18 protein-coding genes are annotated in these 15,982 nt (G+C 36.5%); 6 read left to right on the forward strand and 12 right to left on the reverse strand.

Annotated elements, in window-relative coordinates; genetic code table 11:
• Positions 1–5: 5 nt before the first annotated feature.
• The 3 genes from pyc to ACHABU_RS09440 all read right to left on the reverse strand — a co-directional run bounded on the left by pyc (position 6) and on the right by ACHABU_RS09440 (position 5,089).
• Positions 6–3,449 carry a pyruvate carboxylase gene (pyc, locus tag ACHABU_RS09430; RefSeq protein WP_435764586.1) on the reverse strand — a complete coding sequence of 1,148 codons (3,444 nt, stop codon included), beginning with the start codon at positions 3,447–3,449 and terminating at the stop codon, positions 6–8.
• Positions 3,437–4,630, reverse strand: coding sequence for a putative lipid II flippase FtsW (gene ftsW, locus ACHABU_RS09435; RefSeq protein ID WP_435764587.1), 1,194 nt, complete (start codon positions 4,628–4,630; stop codon positions 3,437–3,439). The genes pyc and ftsW overlap by 13 nt, the downstream gene beginning before the upstream one ends.
• A gap of 177 nt (positions 4,631–4,807) precedes the next feature.
• Positions 4,808–5,089: a YlaN family protein gene (locus ACHABU_RS09440; protein WP_435764588.1), complete on the reverse strand. Its 282-nt coding sequence runs from the start codon at positions 5,087–5,089 to the stop codon at positions 4,808–4,810.
• A gap of 169 nt (positions 5,090–5,258) precedes the next feature.
• Here ACHABU_RS09440 and ACHABU_RS09445 point away from each other — a divergent pair, with 169 nt between their 5' ends.
• Positions 5,259–5,753: a hypothetical protein gene (locus tag ACHABU_RS09445; protein WP_435764589.1), complete on the forward strand. Its 495-nt coding sequence runs from the start codon at positions 5,259–5,261 to the stop codon at positions 5,751–5,753.
• A gap of 107 nt (positions 5,754–5,860) precedes the next feature.
• Complete coding sequence (locus tag ACHABU_RS09450) at positions 5,861–6,466, forward strand: YhcN/YlaJ family sporulation lipoprotein (RefSeq protein ID WP_435764590.1); 606 nt, start codon at positions 5,861–5,863, stop codon at positions 6,464–6,466.
• Between the two features lie 69 nt (positions 6,467–6,535).
• On the opposite strand, the gene ACHABU_RS09455 is transcribed toward ACHABU_RS09450, so the two are convergent.
• Complete coding sequence (locus tag ACHABU_RS09455; RefSeq protein ID WP_435764591.1) at positions 6,536–6,835, reverse strand: hypothetical protein; 300 nt, start codon at positions 6,833–6,835, stop codon at positions 6,536–6,538.
• Between the two features lie 155 nt (positions 6,836–6,990).
• Here ACHABU_RS09455 and ACHABU_RS09460 point away from each other — a divergent pair, with 155 nt between their 5' ends.
• Positions 6,991–7,194 (forward strand): YlaI family protein, encoded by a 204-nt coding sequence (locus ACHABU_RS09460; RefSeq protein ID WP_379497921.1) that lies wholly within the window; start codon positions 6,991–6,993, stop codon positions 7,192–7,194.
• A gap of 43 nt (positions 7,195–7,237) precedes the next feature.
• Here the strand turns inward: ACHABU_RS09460 and ACHABU_RS09465 are convergent, their stop codons facing one another.
• The gene (locus ACHABU_RS09465; protein ID WP_435764592.1) at positions 7,238–7,540 is read right to left on the reverse strand and encodes a YlaH-like family protein; all 303 of its coding nucleotides are present in this window, start codon (positions 7,538–7,540) and stop codon (positions 7,238–7,240) included.
• A 156-nt stretch (positions 7,541–7,696) separates the two neighbouring features.
• Between ACHABU_RS09465 and ACHABU_RS09470 the strand changes: the two genes are divergently transcribed.
• Positions 7,697–7,867 carry a DUF5325 family protein gene (locus ACHABU_RS09470; protein WP_435764593.1) on the forward strand — a complete coding sequence of 57 codons (171 nt, stop codon included), beginning with the start codon at positions 7,697–7,699 and terminating at the stop codon, positions 7,865–7,867.
• A 12-nt stretch (positions 7,868–7,879) separates the two neighbouring features.
• On the opposite strand, the gene ACHABU_RS09475 is transcribed toward ACHABU_RS09470, so the two are convergent.
• The gene (locus ACHABU_RS09475) at positions 7,880–8,686 is read right to left on the reverse strand and encodes an inositol monophosphatase family protein (RefSeq protein WP_435764594.1); all 807 of its coding nucleotides are present in this window, start codon (positions 8,684–8,686) and stop codon (positions 7,880–7,882) included.
• A gap of 135 nt (positions 8,687–8,821) precedes the next feature.
• Complete coding sequence (locus ACHABU_RS09480; protein ID WP_435764595.1) at positions 8,822–9,019, reverse strand: hypothetical protein; 198 nt, start codon at positions 9,017–9,019, stop codon at positions 8,822–8,824.
• Between the two features lie 253 nt (positions 9,020–9,272).
• On the opposite strand from ACHABU_RS09480, the gene ACHABU_RS09485 reads away from it, so the two are divergent.
• The gene (locus tag ACHABU_RS09485; RefSeq protein ID WP_435764596.1) at positions 9,273–9,899 is read left to right on the forward strand and encodes a YktB family protein; all 627 of its coding nucleotides are present in this window, start codon (positions 9,273–9,275) and stop codon (positions 9,897–9,899) included.
• Between the two features lie 52 nt (positions 9,900–9,951).
• On the opposite strand, the gene ACHABU_RS09490 is transcribed toward ACHABU_RS09485, so the two are convergent.
• From ACHABU_RS09490 to ACHABU_RS09505, 4 genes are all read right to left on the reverse strand, one after another.
• Positions 9,952–10,218 carry a UPF0223 family protein gene (locus tag ACHABU_RS09490; protein WP_435764597.1) on the reverse strand — a complete coding sequence of 89 codons (267 nt, stop codon included), beginning with the start codon at positions 10,216–10,218 and terminating at the stop codon, positions 9,952–9,954.
• 15 nt (positions 10,219–10,233) lie between these two features.
• On the reverse strand, positions 10,234–11,190 hold the full coding sequence (locus ACHABU_RS09495; RefSeq protein WP_435764598.1) for an NAD(P)H-dependent flavin oxidoreductase: 957 nt from the start codon (positions 11,188–11,190) through the stop codon (positions 10,234–10,236).
• 160 nt (positions 11,191–11,350) lie between these two features.
• Entirely contained in the window at positions 11,351–11,455 is a 105-nt protein-coding gene (locus ACHABU_RS09500) for a GapA-binding peptide SR1P (RefSeq protein WP_379497913.1), read from the reverse strand.
• A 362-nt stretch (positions 11,456–11,817) separates the two neighbouring features.
• A complete protein-coding gene (locus ACHABU_RS09505) occupies positions 11,818–12,678 on the reverse strand; it encodes a polysaccharide deacetylase family protein (protein WP_435764599.1) in 861 nt (286 codons plus the stop codon).
• Between the two features lie 210 nt (positions 12,679–12,888).
• On the opposite strand from ACHABU_RS09505, the gene ACHABU_RS09510 reads away from it, so the two are divergent.
• Entirely contained in the window at positions 12,889–14,409 is a 1,521-nt protein-coding gene (locus tag ACHABU_RS09510) for a glycine betaine uptake BCCT transporter (protein WP_435764600.1), read from the forward strand.
• Between the two features lie 162 nt (positions 14,410–14,571).
• Here the strand turns inward: ACHABU_RS09510 and lpdA are convergent, their stop codons facing one another.
• Positions 14,572–15,981: a dihydrolipoyl dehydrogenase gene (gene lpdA / locus ACHABU_RS09515; RefSeq protein ID WP_435764601.1), complete on the reverse strand. Its 1,410-nt coding sequence runs from the start codon at positions 15,979–15,981 to the stop codon at positions 14,572–14,574.
• Position 15,982: the final 1 nt, after the last annotated feature.

The raw sequence follows: 15,982 nt of genomic DNA on the forward strand, positions 1-15,982 counted from the left end.
TTATTTTATTCAAATTCGATTAATAAATCATTTACTTCTATCGTATCTCCGCTGCCAACATGAATTTCCTTGATTACGCCAGCGTATGGAGCTTGAACAGTGGTCTCCATTTTCATAGCCTCATTCGTCAACAAATGCTCGCCCTTTTTAACAGAATCACCTTTAGAGCAATTTACTGATAGTACGGTCCCCGGCATTGTCGCACCAATATGCTTTTCATTAGACTTATCTACTTTCGGTCGTACTGAAATCAGTGACTTTATGCTTTCATCTTTCACAGTAATTTCACGTGTTTGACCATTCAAATCAAAGTAGAAAACGCGTGTACCATCTTCTTTTGGCTCGGATATGGATACGAGTTTAACGATAAGTGTTTTCCCTTTTTCAATTTCCACTTCTATCTGTTCTTCCAGTTTCATTCCATAGAAGAAAGTTGGTGTATCCAGTACAGACATATCGCCGTATGATTCACAGAACTCGGTGTAATCCATAAACACTTTTGGATACAGTGCATGAGAAATCAAATCGAAACTAGTAATTTGACGGTTCAAGGTCTCATATAATGAATTTCTCAATTCTTTGAAATCGATTGGATCCAACAGTTCTCCTGGACGTACTGTAATTGCTTCCTTGTCTTTAAGTATTACTTTTTGCAGTTTTTCAGGGAACCCTTGATATGGTTGTCCAATATATCCTTGCGCAAATTCAATAACCGAGTCAGGAAAATCTATAGATTCTCCTTTTTCGTAAATCGCTTCTTCTGTTAAATCATTTTGGACCATAAACAATGTCATGTCACCGATTACTTTTGAAGATGGTGTCACTTTCACAATGTCTCCGAACATATCATTTACTTGACGGAACATGGTTTTAACTTCATTCCATCTACTTTCGAGTCCTACTGCTTTCGCCTGCTGTTTTAGATTACTGTATTGGCCACCCGGCATCTCATGGAAGTAAATTTCCGTATGAGGTGCTTTCATTCCACTTTCAAAATCCTGATAATATTCTCTAATACCTTCCCAATAATGGGAAATCTCTTCATACGCATCGATATTAACCTTAGGTTGTCGACTCTTCCCTTCAAGTGCATGGAACAAAGTTTGTGCACTTGGCTGAGAAGTCAAACCGGCCATTGGGCCAGCAGCCACGTCAACGACATCGACTCCGGCATCTATCGCTCTTGCATACGTAAAGATACCATTTCCGCTTGTATCATGCGTATGAAGATGAATTGGTAAATCCGTTGATTCCTTCAAGGTGGAAATCAATTGATAGGCAGCTTCAGGTTTTAACAATCCAGCCATATCTTTAATACCTAAAATGTGTGCACCGGATGTTTCCAGTTCCTGTGCCATATTCTTATAGTATTTCAAATCATATTTTTGGCGACCTACATCAAGAATATCGCCGGTATAACATATCGTAGCCTCAGCAATCTTATTATTTTCACGTACTGACTCAATCGCAAGTTTCATTCCTTCAACCCAATTTAAACTATCGAAAATCCTAAAAACATCTATACCAGCATTGGAACTTTTTTCAACGAATTCTTGAATTAAGTTATCCGGATAGTTTTTATACCCAACCGCATTACTTGAACGCAACAGCATTTGAAATAGAACATTTGGCATTTTATTTCGTAACTTTAAAAGCCTTTCCCAAGGATCCTCTTTTAGAAATCTATACGCTACATCAAATGTTGCTCCGCCCCACATTTCTACAGAAAATAAATTAGGCAACATGTGTGCTGTCGGTTCAGCGATTTGAAGCAGGTCATTTGTTCTTACACGGGTAGCAAGTAACGATTGATGAGCGTCTCGGAAGGTTGTATCTGTTAGCATGACTTCTTTCTGATCCTTTAACCATTTTGCTAACCCATCCGGACCTTTCTCATCTAATATTTGCTTTGTACCTGACTGCAGCTTCTGACTATGATCCACTTCAGGAATCAACAACGGCGAAAACGACGGCTTGTCCTTACTAGGCATTCCTTCTCCACCATTAAGTGTTGTCTGTGCGATATAAGTAAGCATTTTTGTTCCACGGTCTTTTCTTTTTGGAAAAACAAAAAGTTCGGGAGTTTTATCTATAAAGGTTGTATCATACTGACCTGATAGGAACTTTTCATGCAAAATTACATTTTCCAGGAAATGAATATTGGTTTTAATGCCTCTTATTCTAAATTCCTTCAAATTTCTAACCATTTTGATTGCAGCTTGCTCAAATGTCAGAGCCCATGTTGAAACTTTAACGAGTAGGGAATCGTAATGTGGGGAGATTACGGCTCCTTGATAGCCATTCCCTGCATCAAGTCGAACTCCAAAACCTCCACCAGTACGATATGCATTAATTTTACCAGTATCTGGCATAAAATTATTCAACGGATCCTCAGTGGTAACCCTTGACTGAATTGCGTAACCGTTGATTTTAATATCTTCTTGTTGTGGAATACCAACTGACTCACTATGCAAATTGAAACCATCAGCTATCTTCAATTGAGACTGTACGATATCTATACCAGTAATCATCTCTGTAATGGTATGTTCTACTTGTACTCGCGGATTCACTTCAATAAAATAAAATTCATCTTTGGTAACTAAAAATTCAACAGTTCCTGCATTTATGTACTCCACATTTTCCATTAACGTAACTGCAGCAGTACAAATTTCTTCACGAAGTTCATCTGTCAACGATAGACTTGGTGCAACTTCAATTACTTTTTGATGCCTGCGTTGAACAGAACAGTCTCTTTCATGTAAGTGAACGATGTTTCCATGCTTGTCACCAAGAATCTGTACTTCCACATGTTTTGGATTTTCGATGAATTTTTCTAAATAGATTTCATCATTTCCAAAAGCTGCTTTTGCTTCTGATTTTGCTCGATTGTATGCTTCAGATACCTCTTCTTCCGCTCGTACAATCCGCATTCCACGTCCGCCGCCACCCAAAGATGCTTTAATAATAATTGGGTATCCATTTTCTATACCAAATGCTTCAACTTCTTCAATCGTTGTTACAGCTCCGCCGCTACCTGGAATAATAGGCAGGTTCGCTTTAACAGCCTGTTCTCTCGCCTTAACTTTATCCCCAAACATATTTAAATGTTCACTAGTCGGTCCAATAAATATAATACCTTCTTCTTCACAACGTTTTGCAAAGTTTATATTTTCGGACAAAAATCCATAACCTGGATGGATGGCATCGACATTTACTTCTTTAGCAAGTTCGATGATTCCTTCAATATCCAAATATGCATCGATAGGTTTTTTACCTTTCCCTATTAAGTAAGCCTCATCAGCTTTAAACCGATGAAATGACACCGTATCTTCACTTGAATATACTGCAACTGTTCGGATATTTAATTCTGTACATGCGCGAAATACCCGTATAGCGATTTCCCCACGATTTGCTACTAGTACTTTATTAATGTTGTTTAATTTTGCCATCTTTTTCCACCCCTATTATTATAAATAGTATTGCTATTGTTGCTGTTTTCATATGGCTTTGTTTCTACAGTTTCATTTTCCCGTTTTTTAACTGTCATAGCTATATTATTCAGTATACCCATTGAAATGAGCATAATGAGCAGTGATGAACCTCCATAGCTGACAAACGGAAGCGGAACCCCAGTTATCGGTAAGATACCACTAATAGCACCTAGGTTTATAAATGCTTGTATACCTACCATGGAAGATATACCAATCGCTAGTAAAGCTCCAAAACTATCATTACATTTTCTAGCTATAAAAATACCGCGCAATACAATGATTGCGAGCATCCCTAATATAAGGATTACACCTATAAAGCCTAATTCTTCTGCTATTACTGCCATAATAAAATCGGTATGGCCTTCCATCAGATAACCAAGCTTCTGGACACTTTGACCAAGGCCTTCACCAGTCAATCCCCCAGCCCCAATTGCCACGTAGGATTGGATTAACTGATATCCATCTGAATCGGGTGTCTCAAAAGGCTGATAAGCTCCAGTAAAACGTGAAAGCCTTTCATCCGTAATCATATAAGGAACTACTAGCAAAACCAGCACAACTCCAATACCGATTAAGACAGATAAATGCTTTATGCGAATTCCTGAGCTGAAGATTACTGAACATGCAATCAGAAAAATGATCGAAGCAGTACCGATATCTGGTTGCAACATGATCAATGCCAATATAATTGCTGTTAAAACTAATGGAGGTAATACACCTTTATTGAATTCATTAATATATGCCTGCTTTTTAGAATAAACAGAAGCAAGATACATAATCAGACCAAGCTTTGCAAACTCTGCTGGTTGCATCGTTAGGGGACCAATTTGAAACCATGATTTGGCATTATTTACTGAATTACCAAAAGCCAAAACTGCTATTAGAAGCACAACGATTGCTAGGATAATATACTTCATAAACTTTTGATAATATTTATAGGGAAACAGACTGCAAAAAATAAACCCTATCAATCCTATGCCAAACCAGGTTAATTGCCTAAACAAATAATGTGTACTCTCATTTCCTTCAACAACAGCGGTTACCATACTGGCGCTATATATCATTACGATTCCAAAGCCAGCTAAAAGTAAAGGTGTGATGATTAAAGTAAAATCATAATCTTTTAATTTTTGTATCATCATGTTTCTCCCTACCATATGTAATAATTAGTGTACCATATTTTTTAGCTCATTTCAGAATATTCTTCTAGTTAATTATTCAAAATATTGAACCGCTGTAAATAAAAAAACCTCGCCAAGTGTATGCTGGCAAAGTTTTTGCTCCATAGTACTATAACGCCAAAACAGAAGCCCTAATCATAAAGTATTTTGAGATGCTTCATGTAATATATTAAGCTTCTTCTCCAAATTCTCAAGAAGTGCTTTACCATCATTTTCGCTGATTAAGTTCAGACGTACAGCAAAATCAATTTCCCTTGACAGACCGAACATTTGAGTATCCAGCACATCTTCATAAACTGGACATTGCGGCATCGTTAGATTTTCTATTTGAACTTCAATGAGTCGTAAAATGTTGTCAGCGTCAGCCTTAAGAAGGGCATGGGCTTTTTCACGATGATCTATGGTCACCTCAGGCATCAATTGAATCCCCTCCACTAAAAGACTTTCTTTTATATTATATTATCGTTAGCCATTGAAAAATGCAAATAAAACCGAAAAAAATTTATAAAATTTAATTCATTAGATGAAATAATAATTAATGTCTGATATTCTAAGTTAAGATACATACATAATTAGGGGTGAAAAAATGATTGTACCAATTACCGGAAAAGTTTCCTATTCTATAACATTGGATCCAACAGTATGGATTTTTGATGATAGAAAAATTTTATTAAACGATGCGTTTTCTAAAAAGGTAGAGGAAATAGAAGAAATGGATGACTTGGAAAAAGTTTCCGAGCGCTTTAATAGAGAGGTTTTAGAAACAAAAATGAATCGACCTCCTGTTAACAAGAGTATTTCCAAGATCGAAGGAGAAGAAATACTAAAAAATTCTTATGTGATGCCGCTACATGATTTCATAACCAATGCAGAGATTAAATCGGATGCTAAGAATGCAACATTTATTACAGATGGTGAAGAAGATGTAACCGTTACATTGTCCGAACTTGAAGATGGATATTTCCTATTCTCCCTCAACGGCAAGCCATTAAGAGAAGATGGACCCGTACATTACTTTTATAGAGACGGTTCCAATAAAGATAATCCTGTTAAAAATATTAAAAAAATAGTTATTAACTAATCAAAGTCTGCTAATAGCAGACTTTTCTTTTTCCCAATATCCTGTATATTTTTACGTAAACTATCCAAAATAGGTTTATCAGCTACTATAATTAGGAGGAATGCTGAATGAACTTGCAATTAAATATATTAATACTGGCTGTAATTCTATCCTTAGCAGCATGCGGTCAAGAAGAAGAAACTCCTTTAGCTGGAGAAGAAAAGGATTCAGATCGAATTGTTCAAGTGAAAAATTCAGATCCGACAGAACTGGAAGATCTGGATAACGAACAAATTGCTAAACGTCTGGCAAACCTTGCAACAGACATTCCAAATGTAAATGACGCTTCGGCAATCGTCGCTGGACCGTACACCGTAGTTGCTATTGATGTAGATAAGGATCTCGATCGCTCACGTGTTGGCACAATTAAATACTCTGTAACAGAGGCTTTATATCATGATCCCTATGGTAAAACTGCAGTTGTTGTAGCAGATGCGGATGTTGTGGAGAGGATAAGAGGAATGGGTAACAAAATCAGTCAGGGGCATCCGGTTCAAGGAGTTGTAGATGAACTAGCAGCTATCGTCGGACGATTCATGCCTGAATTCCCAATCGATGATGACCGCGCTGAAGAACCAGACCAAAATAAAGAAACAATTGATGAAGAAGATCAGCAGAAGTTAGATGATATCGAAGGCGATCAATCATACCAGCATGATGAACGCCAGAAATAGGATGGAATTGGTAAATATCGTTCATTTTAAGTAAAAAGGTTTCTGAATCAATCAGAAACCTTTTTTACATTAATCTTGTTGATTTGCTAACTTATTTTCGTCTTTCTTATCATTGTAATATTGAACGCCGAATTGTGATCCTTCAGAAACCATTTTAGAATTTTCTAGTTGAGCAATGTCACTTGTTTCTGATGATTGATCAGGTACACCTGCATTTTCAAAAGTACTATCTGTTTTCCCTTTTATCTTACCAGTTACCCCATTTGAAACCTCTTTAATCTTGTTGCGATTTTTTTCATCCTTTAAGTAATATCCAGCAACACTTGCTCCCATGACTCCTACTGCAGACAATAAATATCTTTTTTTCATCGAATCGTCCTTTCATAGCTTTAAAGTGTATTGTATATACCTTATTCCCCTCTATTTTTTTATCAAACATGTAGCAACACCTTCTAATCGCTACCATTATTATGATATACTATTACATAGTAATAAATTATTTATTCCCATGTTGAGGTGATATTATGCAAGTTAAATGTACTCTTTGCGACAAAATTGAAGATATAGAGGATTATTCTTTAAAAGCAAAAAGATTGAGAAATAGAAGAATTTATATGTATCTATGCACTCCTTGTTATGAACGAGTCGAGCATAAAACCAAAAAACGCCTAGATACAGGGAAATTTAGATTATACCGTGAAAATAAAAAAGTCGATCAATACTTATAATATCAAATAAAAAACGCCTCCTGGGCGTTTTTTATTTGATTCCCTATTTGATTGCTTTCCGTTGCCTATGAAGTCTGATTCTGTATATGGCAAGAACCAAGATAATTACTAGAAGACTTTCCACCGTTGGCATCCTCATCACTGTGGTAAAGATGGTTAAAATATATGTACCAATCAACAACATCAAATATACAAAAATTGCTTTCCCTATTGGGAGTTTCCTCGCAAATCCCAATTCATATGCAACGGCACATAAAACGAAATTCATTACAAAGAATATCCAAAATATGTTCTCAATACCATTTATCTCTACTACCAAATCAAACACAAATCTAAAGCCATCCATATCTATAAGTCCCCCATTATTTAAATAAAACTTTCTACTATCATACTAAAACTTAAAGGTTCTTGCCAGTACGATGAATAATCTTTTAAATGGTTATTTTTGTAGATTTCCAGATTTTGATTTATACTATATCTTGATGGAAATAGAGGTGCTTTTATGAAAAATGTGAATTTCCCAATGCTTTTGTTAGCCATTCTTGTAATTATTTTGTTCGCACTTGTTGGAATAGCTATTGCATTCCGTAATTTATGGCTCATTTTATTATTTCTAATTTTGGGATTCGGAACTTTTGCCTACGGAATAACATTAAAGAAAAGAAGAAAGTGACATAGAAACATGTCACTTTCTTCCTTTTTTTAAGTATTTGAGAATATCTTTTTGAAATGATGTGTTACACGTAAGTATAGCTGATTTTTCAAGCATATTTACTGGTCTACCATCAATGTCTGTTGTACTTCCTCCGACCTCATTGACAATGATAATACCTGCTGCAACATCCCAGGGAGATAACCCCATGGAAATGTATCCATCTACAATTCCCTCAGCAGTAAAGGCAAATTCAAGTGCTGCAGAACCATATGTTCTCGTTCCACGAATATCCTTAACAAAACTTTGCATTACCTGCTCATCTATGAATCTGTTTTCACATAGCCAGAAATGATTCATTCCTACGATTGCTTCGTTTATATTTTTCTTCTTTGGCAATGGTTGTAATTTTACATCATCCTTGTAAGCACCTTGACCCTTTTTTGCATGATAAAGCGTATTGGCCATTACATCATAAATTAATCCAATTTCGCCAACACCGTCATGATAAATCCCAACTGAAATAGCGAAATTTCTTTTTTGGTGCACAAAATTCATCGTGCCATCGATCGGATCAATAATCCAAATGGTTCCATCTAAAGATGTAGGATTATCACCATATCCTTCTTCACCATGAATGAAATGGTCTTTGTATTTTTCTTTAATTTTAGCGACGAAAAACTGTTCTGTTTCTTTGTCCAACTTCGTTACAAGATCATTTGCATTGGATTTAGTTTCGATATCCAATGGATCATTCATTTTATCTCTAATCGTATTCCCGGCTTCCATTACCCATTTTATTGCCTGTTTAAATATATCTTCCCGAAGTAATGAATCCATATATATTTACCTCCATTTTTCATCGACTGTATATATGATTGTATCAAAATGGAGTATATACGTCATTGTATTTGAATGACCCCAATATGTATTCGAATATTATGTTAATGCTCCAATACATATTGGGGTCAGCTATTATACTTGTTCATTGTCTATTTGAAGCATCTGCTTTCTTAAGACCTCTAATCGTTCTTTAGCTTTGATTATCATTACTTTATCATCTGCTTTCATTGCATCAAAGAGGGTTACTAATTCATAATCGATTTCCATACGAATCACAGGTAATTTTTCCTGGGCCTCTTTTCTTCTTAATGCCTCCACAACGTATTTCATCTTTTCACTCCCTTTCCAAGAGCTTGTTTAGCCAATTCCATCTTTTTCTTTATTCTATGACTTTGTTCGTTTTTGTGTTCTTTACATTCTTGTCTTATTTGATTTATTTTATAATCATTTCCCAAATTGTATCCTTTTTAAACATAACCAAAGAATTAGAAGTCAATTTCTCATAAATCCATGACTTGACTTCCATTCAATTTTACTTAATAATAATTATTATAATCTAATCTTTTAAGAAAGGATGAATCCCTTGGCATTTCGAGGATTTGATCAGAAGGATTTTCATACATTTACCATAGAGGGTTTGGATGCAAGAATGGAAGCTATCCAAACTAGAATACAGCCTAAATTCCAGGAAATAGGATCTGATATTGTTGATTATTTGGCAGCAAAATTAGGAAATGAAGTTTATTTACATATTGCTAAACATGCAAGAAGAACAGTAAATCCACCAAAAGATACATGGATGGCAATTGCTGACAACAAACGAGGGTACAAGAAACATCCCCATTTTCAGTTAGGATTATTCGATGATCATGTTTTTATCTGGCTTGCGCTCATATATGAATTACCAAATAAAAAGGAGATTGCCGAAACATTTATAACTAAATATGACGATATAAAGCAGCTTCCAAATAATTTTGTTGTCTCCCTGGACCATATGGAAAAAAATTCCATACAGATGAACGACTTGGAATTGAAAGATTTAGAACGATTTAGAGATGTAAAAAAGGCTGAATTTCTAATTGGTCGCCACTTTAGTTCAGAAGACCAATTATTGGCTGACGGAGATAAGTTTTTAGATACAGTCAAAGAAACCTACGATAAACTCATCCCATTTTATCAACTGGCATTACATTCGAGGAATTATAGGTAAGCTATTTTATCCATAAAATAAAGGCAGCACGATTTCGTACTGCCCCTCTTTTTTACATCTTAATAACGTCCTCTTTGGTTTCTTTTGCCTTTTTAACGGTTTTATAACTTGAGTAGCCTGAAACAGTTTCAAATTGAGCAAACAAGGTCTTTTCCTCACTTTTTGATGGCACAATTTGTTTAAAACGATTATATAGCATAAGAATTTCCTGTCTTTGAACCTGCTTTTCGTGTGCCTTTTCTACAAGGCTAAAGAAATTGACGACATCAATTATTTCCTCCGTACTCCAAGTTTCATCAATCGGATATTCATAACTCATCTTTTTTAGTACACCTCATTTATTCCATTTTTCTTTTATTTCCTCTGCTTCAATTACAATATTTTGAATCAAATCACGAACCATCGGTATATCTTTAATTCTAGCAGCTGATTGTCCTGCCCAACCATATCCTTCATTGGGGTCGCCATTTTCAATGTAATGTTTATTGACTTTTCCGCTTATGTAAGCTTTCAACGATTCGTATCCTGCTTTCTCTTGTTCCATTTCCAAAATACGTGCTGTCCATGGTCCTCGTAAGGCTCTTGCAGGTGCTCCAATAGATCGTTTGATGACTACGGTGCTATCTTCAGTTGCATCAAGTATTGCCTGTTTATAATTCATATGAACCTGTGCTTCCTTTGTCGCAATAAATCTGGTTCCCATCTCAATTCCTTCGGCTCCAAGACTTAAGGCAGCCATGAGACCACGCCCATCAACAATACCTCCTGAAGCAATAACTGGAATGGATACATGGTCAACAACTTCAGGAGTTAATACAAATGTACCGACATCCCCTCTTCCAAGGTGACCTCCACCTTCCTGGCCAACAACCATTACCGCATCTGCCCCTAATTCCTCCGCTTTTTCAGCCTGTCTGGTCGCAGCGACAAGAACGAGCTTTTTAATATTATATCCTTCTACGCGGTCCATTACTCCTTTTGGATTTCCTCCTGTAACCGATATCACCGGCACACTTTCTTCAATTGCTATATCAACCATATGTTCAAATGGTCTCCCATGTTGACCGATTGCAAAGTTGACTCCAAAAGGTTTATCCGTCATTGATTTCACACGCCTAATTTCATTCCTCAGTTCTTCTGGAGTTTCTAAACTCATTGCCGTAATTTGACCAAGTCCGCCAGCATTGGAAACTGCTGCAGCCAAATCTGAATATGCCAGGTGTGCAAGCCCCCCCTGAATAATTGGATAATCAATATTTAAAAGTTCCGTAATACGAGTCTGTAGTCCCATACACGCTCATCCCCTTTTATGATTCTTATAATAAGCGTAGCATTTTTCCGTGAATAATACTATAATTGAAATCCCTTACATACTTTAAAGTGAATGCGGAGAATAAGTAAAAAAACAAAAAATAGAGCTGCATCAGCGTATGCAGCTCATCGTAAATTATTTATTTTTCATTACAACTAGGACATGTACCGTAAAGAGTTGTTACTTTCTCTTCTTCATAATGTTCAATAACGTGCTGACAATCCTGACAAATTATTGTACCCATTAAGCCATCTCCTTTTGATTGATTATGATAACGTATTCATATTATAATATGTAACATTAAAAGAATCAACCCCTAAATAGTATAACACATTAAAAAAATATATTTTTTTAATGAACTAATAAAACAGCCTGCTAAGAATTATTTAGCAGGCTGTTTTCTAAAAGATTGGGACTGTGGTCGTCCCACCGAAATGAATTGTTATTATAAACTGAGAAGTAACTGCTAGCCCGCCGTCCGGGATCGCTGCGCGCGAACCGCAAGTATATGTCCCGGAGCGGTTGCTGAAGTAACTTACCCTATTTCGCAATGTATCTCAAATCTGCGAGATTTAAAAGCAACAAACATTACGAGAATAGCCTGATTTAATTCGTTTCGATTAAGCTAGGATCAAGCATTTCATACCCTTTATCTCTTAAGCCCTCAACGATGCCAGGAAGTGCTTCTGCAGTCCATTCCCTGTCATGCATCAAAAGGTTAGCACCTGGTTTAAGTAATGAGTATGGTACATCCACTTCCGGGCCTTCCCCAGTAACCATTGCATTTGTTAGTTTTTCGGCATCCATATACGGCTTAAAATAGTCATAACCATAACTCCAGTTCATTACTGTCATACCTTCCTCTTCGGCTACTTGGGTCGCATAGTCTGTATTTGCCCCATGTGGCGCACGAAAGAATAATGGTCGTACTCCTATAATTTCCTCAATGCGATCGTTTAGGCTTACAATCTCTTCTTTTTGTTCCTCCTCGGATACTTCGGGGATGGTGACATGATTAAATGTATGATTCCCTATGAAGAAGCCCATATCGTGAATTTCTTTTAACATTTCCTCTTCCTCAGGTGTATCAAGAAAATGACCATTCACAAAAAAAATAGCGTTGGCATCCAATTGTTTTAGTTTTTTTGCCATTTCTACGGCATGCTGATCGGGAGCGTCATCGATTGTCAATAATACCACGTTTTCATTCGTTCCTTTCTCAATGGGCGCAAGTGACCAATCTTCTGCTACTATGTATTTGGCTTCTTGTTCTTGTGCTTCTTTTTCTTCCTCAAAGTTATTGTCAATTTCATCCGCTTCGTCGTCTGCATTATTTTGAACGTCTACTTCTTCCGATTTTGTATTACTAGATTCTGATTTTCCTTGACTTGTAGATTCAGTATCACTTGAACACGCTGATAAAACGAAAACACAAATCAAAAGAAAGCTAAAGAAAACGCTTTTCATATCTTAATTCCCTCCCTGATGACTTAAATAGATTACTAGATTTATTATAGGGGAATATGTTACTGTGGGCAATGTTGTACGATGGCGCAATCTTAGTATGTATACCTTTTTCATGGTAAAACTACACATATTAGTCCAAAAATTAACGCTGTGCCTTTAAACAAATTCTAACTTGTACGATTCGTGAAATAACAAAAGGGAGGAATTATCTTGGAAAAAGCAAGTAAAGTATTTTATATCTCTGTTTCAATTGTACTTTTATTTATTCTATGGGGATTGATTCCCGAGACTATCTTGCCAAATGGAAATTTAGACAGTGTTACTGCAATTATTCAGGCATTCATTGTAGATAACCTGGGATGGTTTTATTTAATAAGCAGTACCGTATTCTTATTTTTTGCACTGTATCTGATATTTTCTAAATACGGGAAGATTAAACTAGGGAAACCTAATGATAAACCTGATTTTTCCTATTTAACATGGTTTGCAATGCTGTTCAGCGCTGGAATGGGAATTGGTTTAGTATTTTGGGGAGCTGCAGAACCATTATCCCATTTTAATAACCCACCATATGGAGAAGCCGGTACCCCAGAAGCAGCAAAAACAGCTATGCAGTATAGTTTCTTTCATTGGGGATTACATCCTTGGGCAATATATGCCATTGTTGGCCTTGCATTAGCATATTTTAAATTCCGCAAACAATCTCCCGGCCTCGTAAGCTCCATTTTGGAACCATTGTTTGGCGATCATGTTAAAGGGAAATGGGGGACTGCCATAGATAGTCTTGTTGTTTTTGCTACGATATTTGGCGTAGCAACTTCACTGGGATTTGGAGCAATTCAAATTAGTGGTGGACTTTCCTTTGTTTTTGGTATTGAACAATCTATTTCATTACAGCTAACAATCATTGCAGTAGTGACGATATTGTTTATGATTTCTGCTATGACAGGATTGAACAAAGGAATTAAGTATCTTAGTAATACTAATCTAATATTGGCAATTGTGTTAATGTTGTTTGTGCTATTCTTAGGACCGACAAACTTTATTATGAGTCTATTTACAAATACCATTGGCAGCTATGTTCAAAATCTGCCGAGTATGAGTTTTAGAATGGCGCCATTCCATGATGAGAACGCTACATGGATTAATGACTGGACAATATTCTATTGGGCTTGGTGGATCGCTTGGGCGCCATTTGTAGGTACCTTTATTGCACGTGTTTCCAGAGGTAGAACAATTAGAGAATTTGTATCAGGCGTATTATTGGTACCTACCATTTTCGGTGCCTTATGGTTTACCATTTTTGGTGGCACTGCAATACACATGGATCTATTCCAAGGCACAAATATAATGGAACACGTAAGTAATTCAGGCGAGGAAGTTGCATTGTTTGCATTACTGGAAAATTTTCCTGGCGGCACACTATTATCGATTGTTTCCATTTTACTAATTAGTACGTTCTTTATTACCTCTGCAGACTCTGCCACCTTTGTTTTAGGGATGCAAACCAGTGGAGGAAGCTTATACCCTACAAATCGAATTAAATTTATATGGGGAGTAATACAATCTGCAACCGCAGCAGTTCTCTTATGGCAAGGTGGACTGGCTGCATTGCAGACGGCTTCCATTATTGCTGCTTTACCATTTACAATAATAATGATATTGATAATTATATCCTTAATGAAATCATTGAAGCTAGAAGTTAAGTTAATAGAAAAAAACAGAAAATAATTTTAAAAGGTTAGATCCCAATTGTCGGTGTCTAACCTTTTTTTTGCACATTTATCCGGTAAGAAACCGAAAAAAGAAATTATCGAAAAATTGCAATTTACTTTAGATCATAATAAAAAGGATGTCCCGAATGAAGGAGCATCCTTTTTATTATATAGAATATTATTTCATCATATGAATTGGTGTACCGATTGCAACTTCTGCTGCTTCCATTGTAATTTCTCCCAAAGTAGGATGTGCATGAATTGTTAAAGCAATATCCTCAGCAGTCATGCCAGATTCAACAGCAAGTCCAATTTCAGAGATCATGTCACTTGCATTAGGTCCGGCAATTTGACCACCGATTACTAATCCATCTTCTTTGCGAGTAATTAGTTTAAGGAATCCGTCGCTATTATTCAATGATAGTGCACGGCCATTTGCCGCGAATGGGAATTTACCAACTTTCACATCATAACCTGCATCTTTAGCTTCTTTCTCGGTTAATCCAACAGTTGCAAGCTCTGGTTCAGTAAATGCTACTGCTGGGATACCGATATAATCCACTTCAGATTTTTCTCCACTAATTACTTCAGCAGCAATTTTACCTTCATAAGATGCTTTGTGTGCAAGTGGTGGTCCTGCAACGATATCCCCGATTGCATAAATATTTTCTATATTTGTACGGCTTTGTTTATCAACCTTGACCAAACCTCTGTCATCAAGTTCAATCCCAACTTGTTCAAGACCAATTTCACTTGTGTTCGGACGACGGCCAACAGTCACCAATACATAATCTGCTTCGACAGTTTCTTCTTTCCCGCCTGCCTCATAAGTTACTTTCACACCATCTTTTGTTTCTTCTACACCTTTAGCCATTGCTTCCGTAACGATGGTTGCGCCTTTGTTTTTCAAACGTTTCTTAACTAATTGAGTCATTTGTTTTTCAAATCCACTTAAAATATCTTTAGCACCTTCTACGAATACAACCTCAGTACCGAAGTTTGCATAAGCTGATCCTAATTCACTACCAACATAACCTGCACCAATAACTACGAGTTTCTTAGGAATTTCTTTCAAATTCAATGCTCCAGTAGAGTCTAGAACACGATCAGAAAATTTAAATGTTGGAATTTCAATAGGTGTTGATCCTGTTGCAATAATACAGTTATTAAACTTGTAAGTTTGGGAAGATTTCTCATCCATAACTTTAGCAGTGTTTTTATCAACAAAGTAAGCTTCACCTTTTACAATGTCCACTTTATTACCTTTAAGAAGGCTTTCTACGCCTGAAGTTAATTTGTTAACGACAGTGCCTTTCCATTCCTGAACTTTGGCAAAATCAACAGTTACATTTTCTGATTTTATACCAAGATCTTCAGAACCATGAGCACTTTCAGCTAAATGTCCAGCCTGGATTAGTGCTTTGGAAGGAATACATCCAACATTAAGACATACACCACCCAATGTTCCTTTATCTACGATTGTTACCTTTTGCCCTAATTGTGCTGCTCGGATTGCAGCAACATATCCACCTGGGCCTGCCCCAACGACTAGTGTATCTACTTCTACCGGAAAATCTCCTACTACCATT

Source organism: Oceanobacillus sp. CF4.6, from assembly GCF_051262635.1.
Lineage (GTDB): Bacteria > Bacillota > Bacilli > Bacillales > Amphibacillaceae > Oceanobacillus.

What these genes read in the sequence shown, in the direction of transcription:
- ACHABU_RS09505 (WP_435764599.1), bottom strand. Translation starts at nt 12,678, where the DNA reads ATGAAAAGCGTTTTCTTTAGCTTTCTTTTGATTTGTGTTTTCGTTTTA.
- ACHABU_RS09500 (WP_379497913.1), bottom strand. Translation starts at nt 11,455, where the DNA reads ATGGGTACAATAATTTGTCAGGATTGTCAGCACGTTATTGAACATTAT.
- lpdA (WP_435764601.1), bottom strand. Translation starts at nt 15,981, where the DNA reads ATGGTAGTAGGAGATTTTCCGGTAGAAGTAGATACACTAGTCGTTGGG.
- ACHABU_RS09440 (WP_435764588.1), bottom strand. Translation starts at nt 5,089, where the DNA reads ATGCCTGAGGTGACCATAGATCATCGTGAAAAAGCCCATGCCCTTCTT.
- pyc (WP_435764586.1), bottom strand. Translation starts at nt 3,449, where the DNA reads ATGGCAAAATTAAACAACATTAATAAAGTACTAGTAGCAAATCGTGGG.
- ACHABU_RS09460 (WP_379497921.1), top strand. Translation starts at nt 6,991, where the DNA reads ATGCAAGTTAAATGTACTCTTTGCGACAAAATTGAAGATATAGAGGAT.
- ACHABU_RS09480 (WP_435764595.1), bottom strand. Translation starts at nt 9,019, where the DNA reads ATGAAATACGTTGTGGAGGCATTAAGAAGAAAAGAGGCCCAGGAAAAA.
- ACHABU_RS09475 (WP_435764594.1), bottom strand. Translation starts at nt 8,686, where the DNA reads ATGGATTCATTACTTCGGGAAGATATATTTAAACAGGCAATAAAATGG.
- ACHABU_RS09495 (WP_435764598.1), bottom strand. Translation starts at nt 11,190, where the DNA reads ATGGGACTACAGACTCGTATTACGGAACTTTTAAATATTGATTATCCA.
- ACHABU_RS09450 (WP_435764590.1), top strand. Translation starts at nt 5,861, where the DNA reads ATGAACTTGCAATTAAATATATTAATACTGGCTGTAATTCTATCCTTA.
- ACHABU_RS09455 (WP_435764591.1), bottom strand. Translation starts at nt 6,835, where the DNA reads ATGAAAAAAAGATATTTATTGTCTGCAGTAGGAGTCATGGGAGCAAGT.
- ftsW (WP_435764587.1), bottom strand. Translation starts at nt 4,630, where the DNA reads ATGATACAAAAATTAAAAGATTATGATTTTACTTTAATCATCACACCT.
- ACHABU_RS09445 (WP_435764589.1), top strand. Translation starts at nt 5,259, where the DNA reads ATGATTGTACCAATTACCGGAAAAGTTTCCTATTCTATAACATTGGAT.
- ACHABU_RS09465 (WP_435764592.1), bottom strand. Translation starts at nt 7,540, where the DNA reads ATGGATGGCTTTAGATTTGTGTTTGATTTGGTAGTAGAGATAAATGGT.
- ACHABU_RS09470 (WP_435764593.1), top strand. Translation starts at nt 7,697, where the DNA reads ATGAAAAATGTGAATTTCCCAATGCTTTTGTTAGCCATTCTTGTAATT.
- ACHABU_RS09490 (WP_435764597.1), bottom strand. Translation starts at nt 10,218, where the DNA reads ATGAGTTATGAATATCCGATTGATGAAACTTGGAGTACGGAGGAAATA.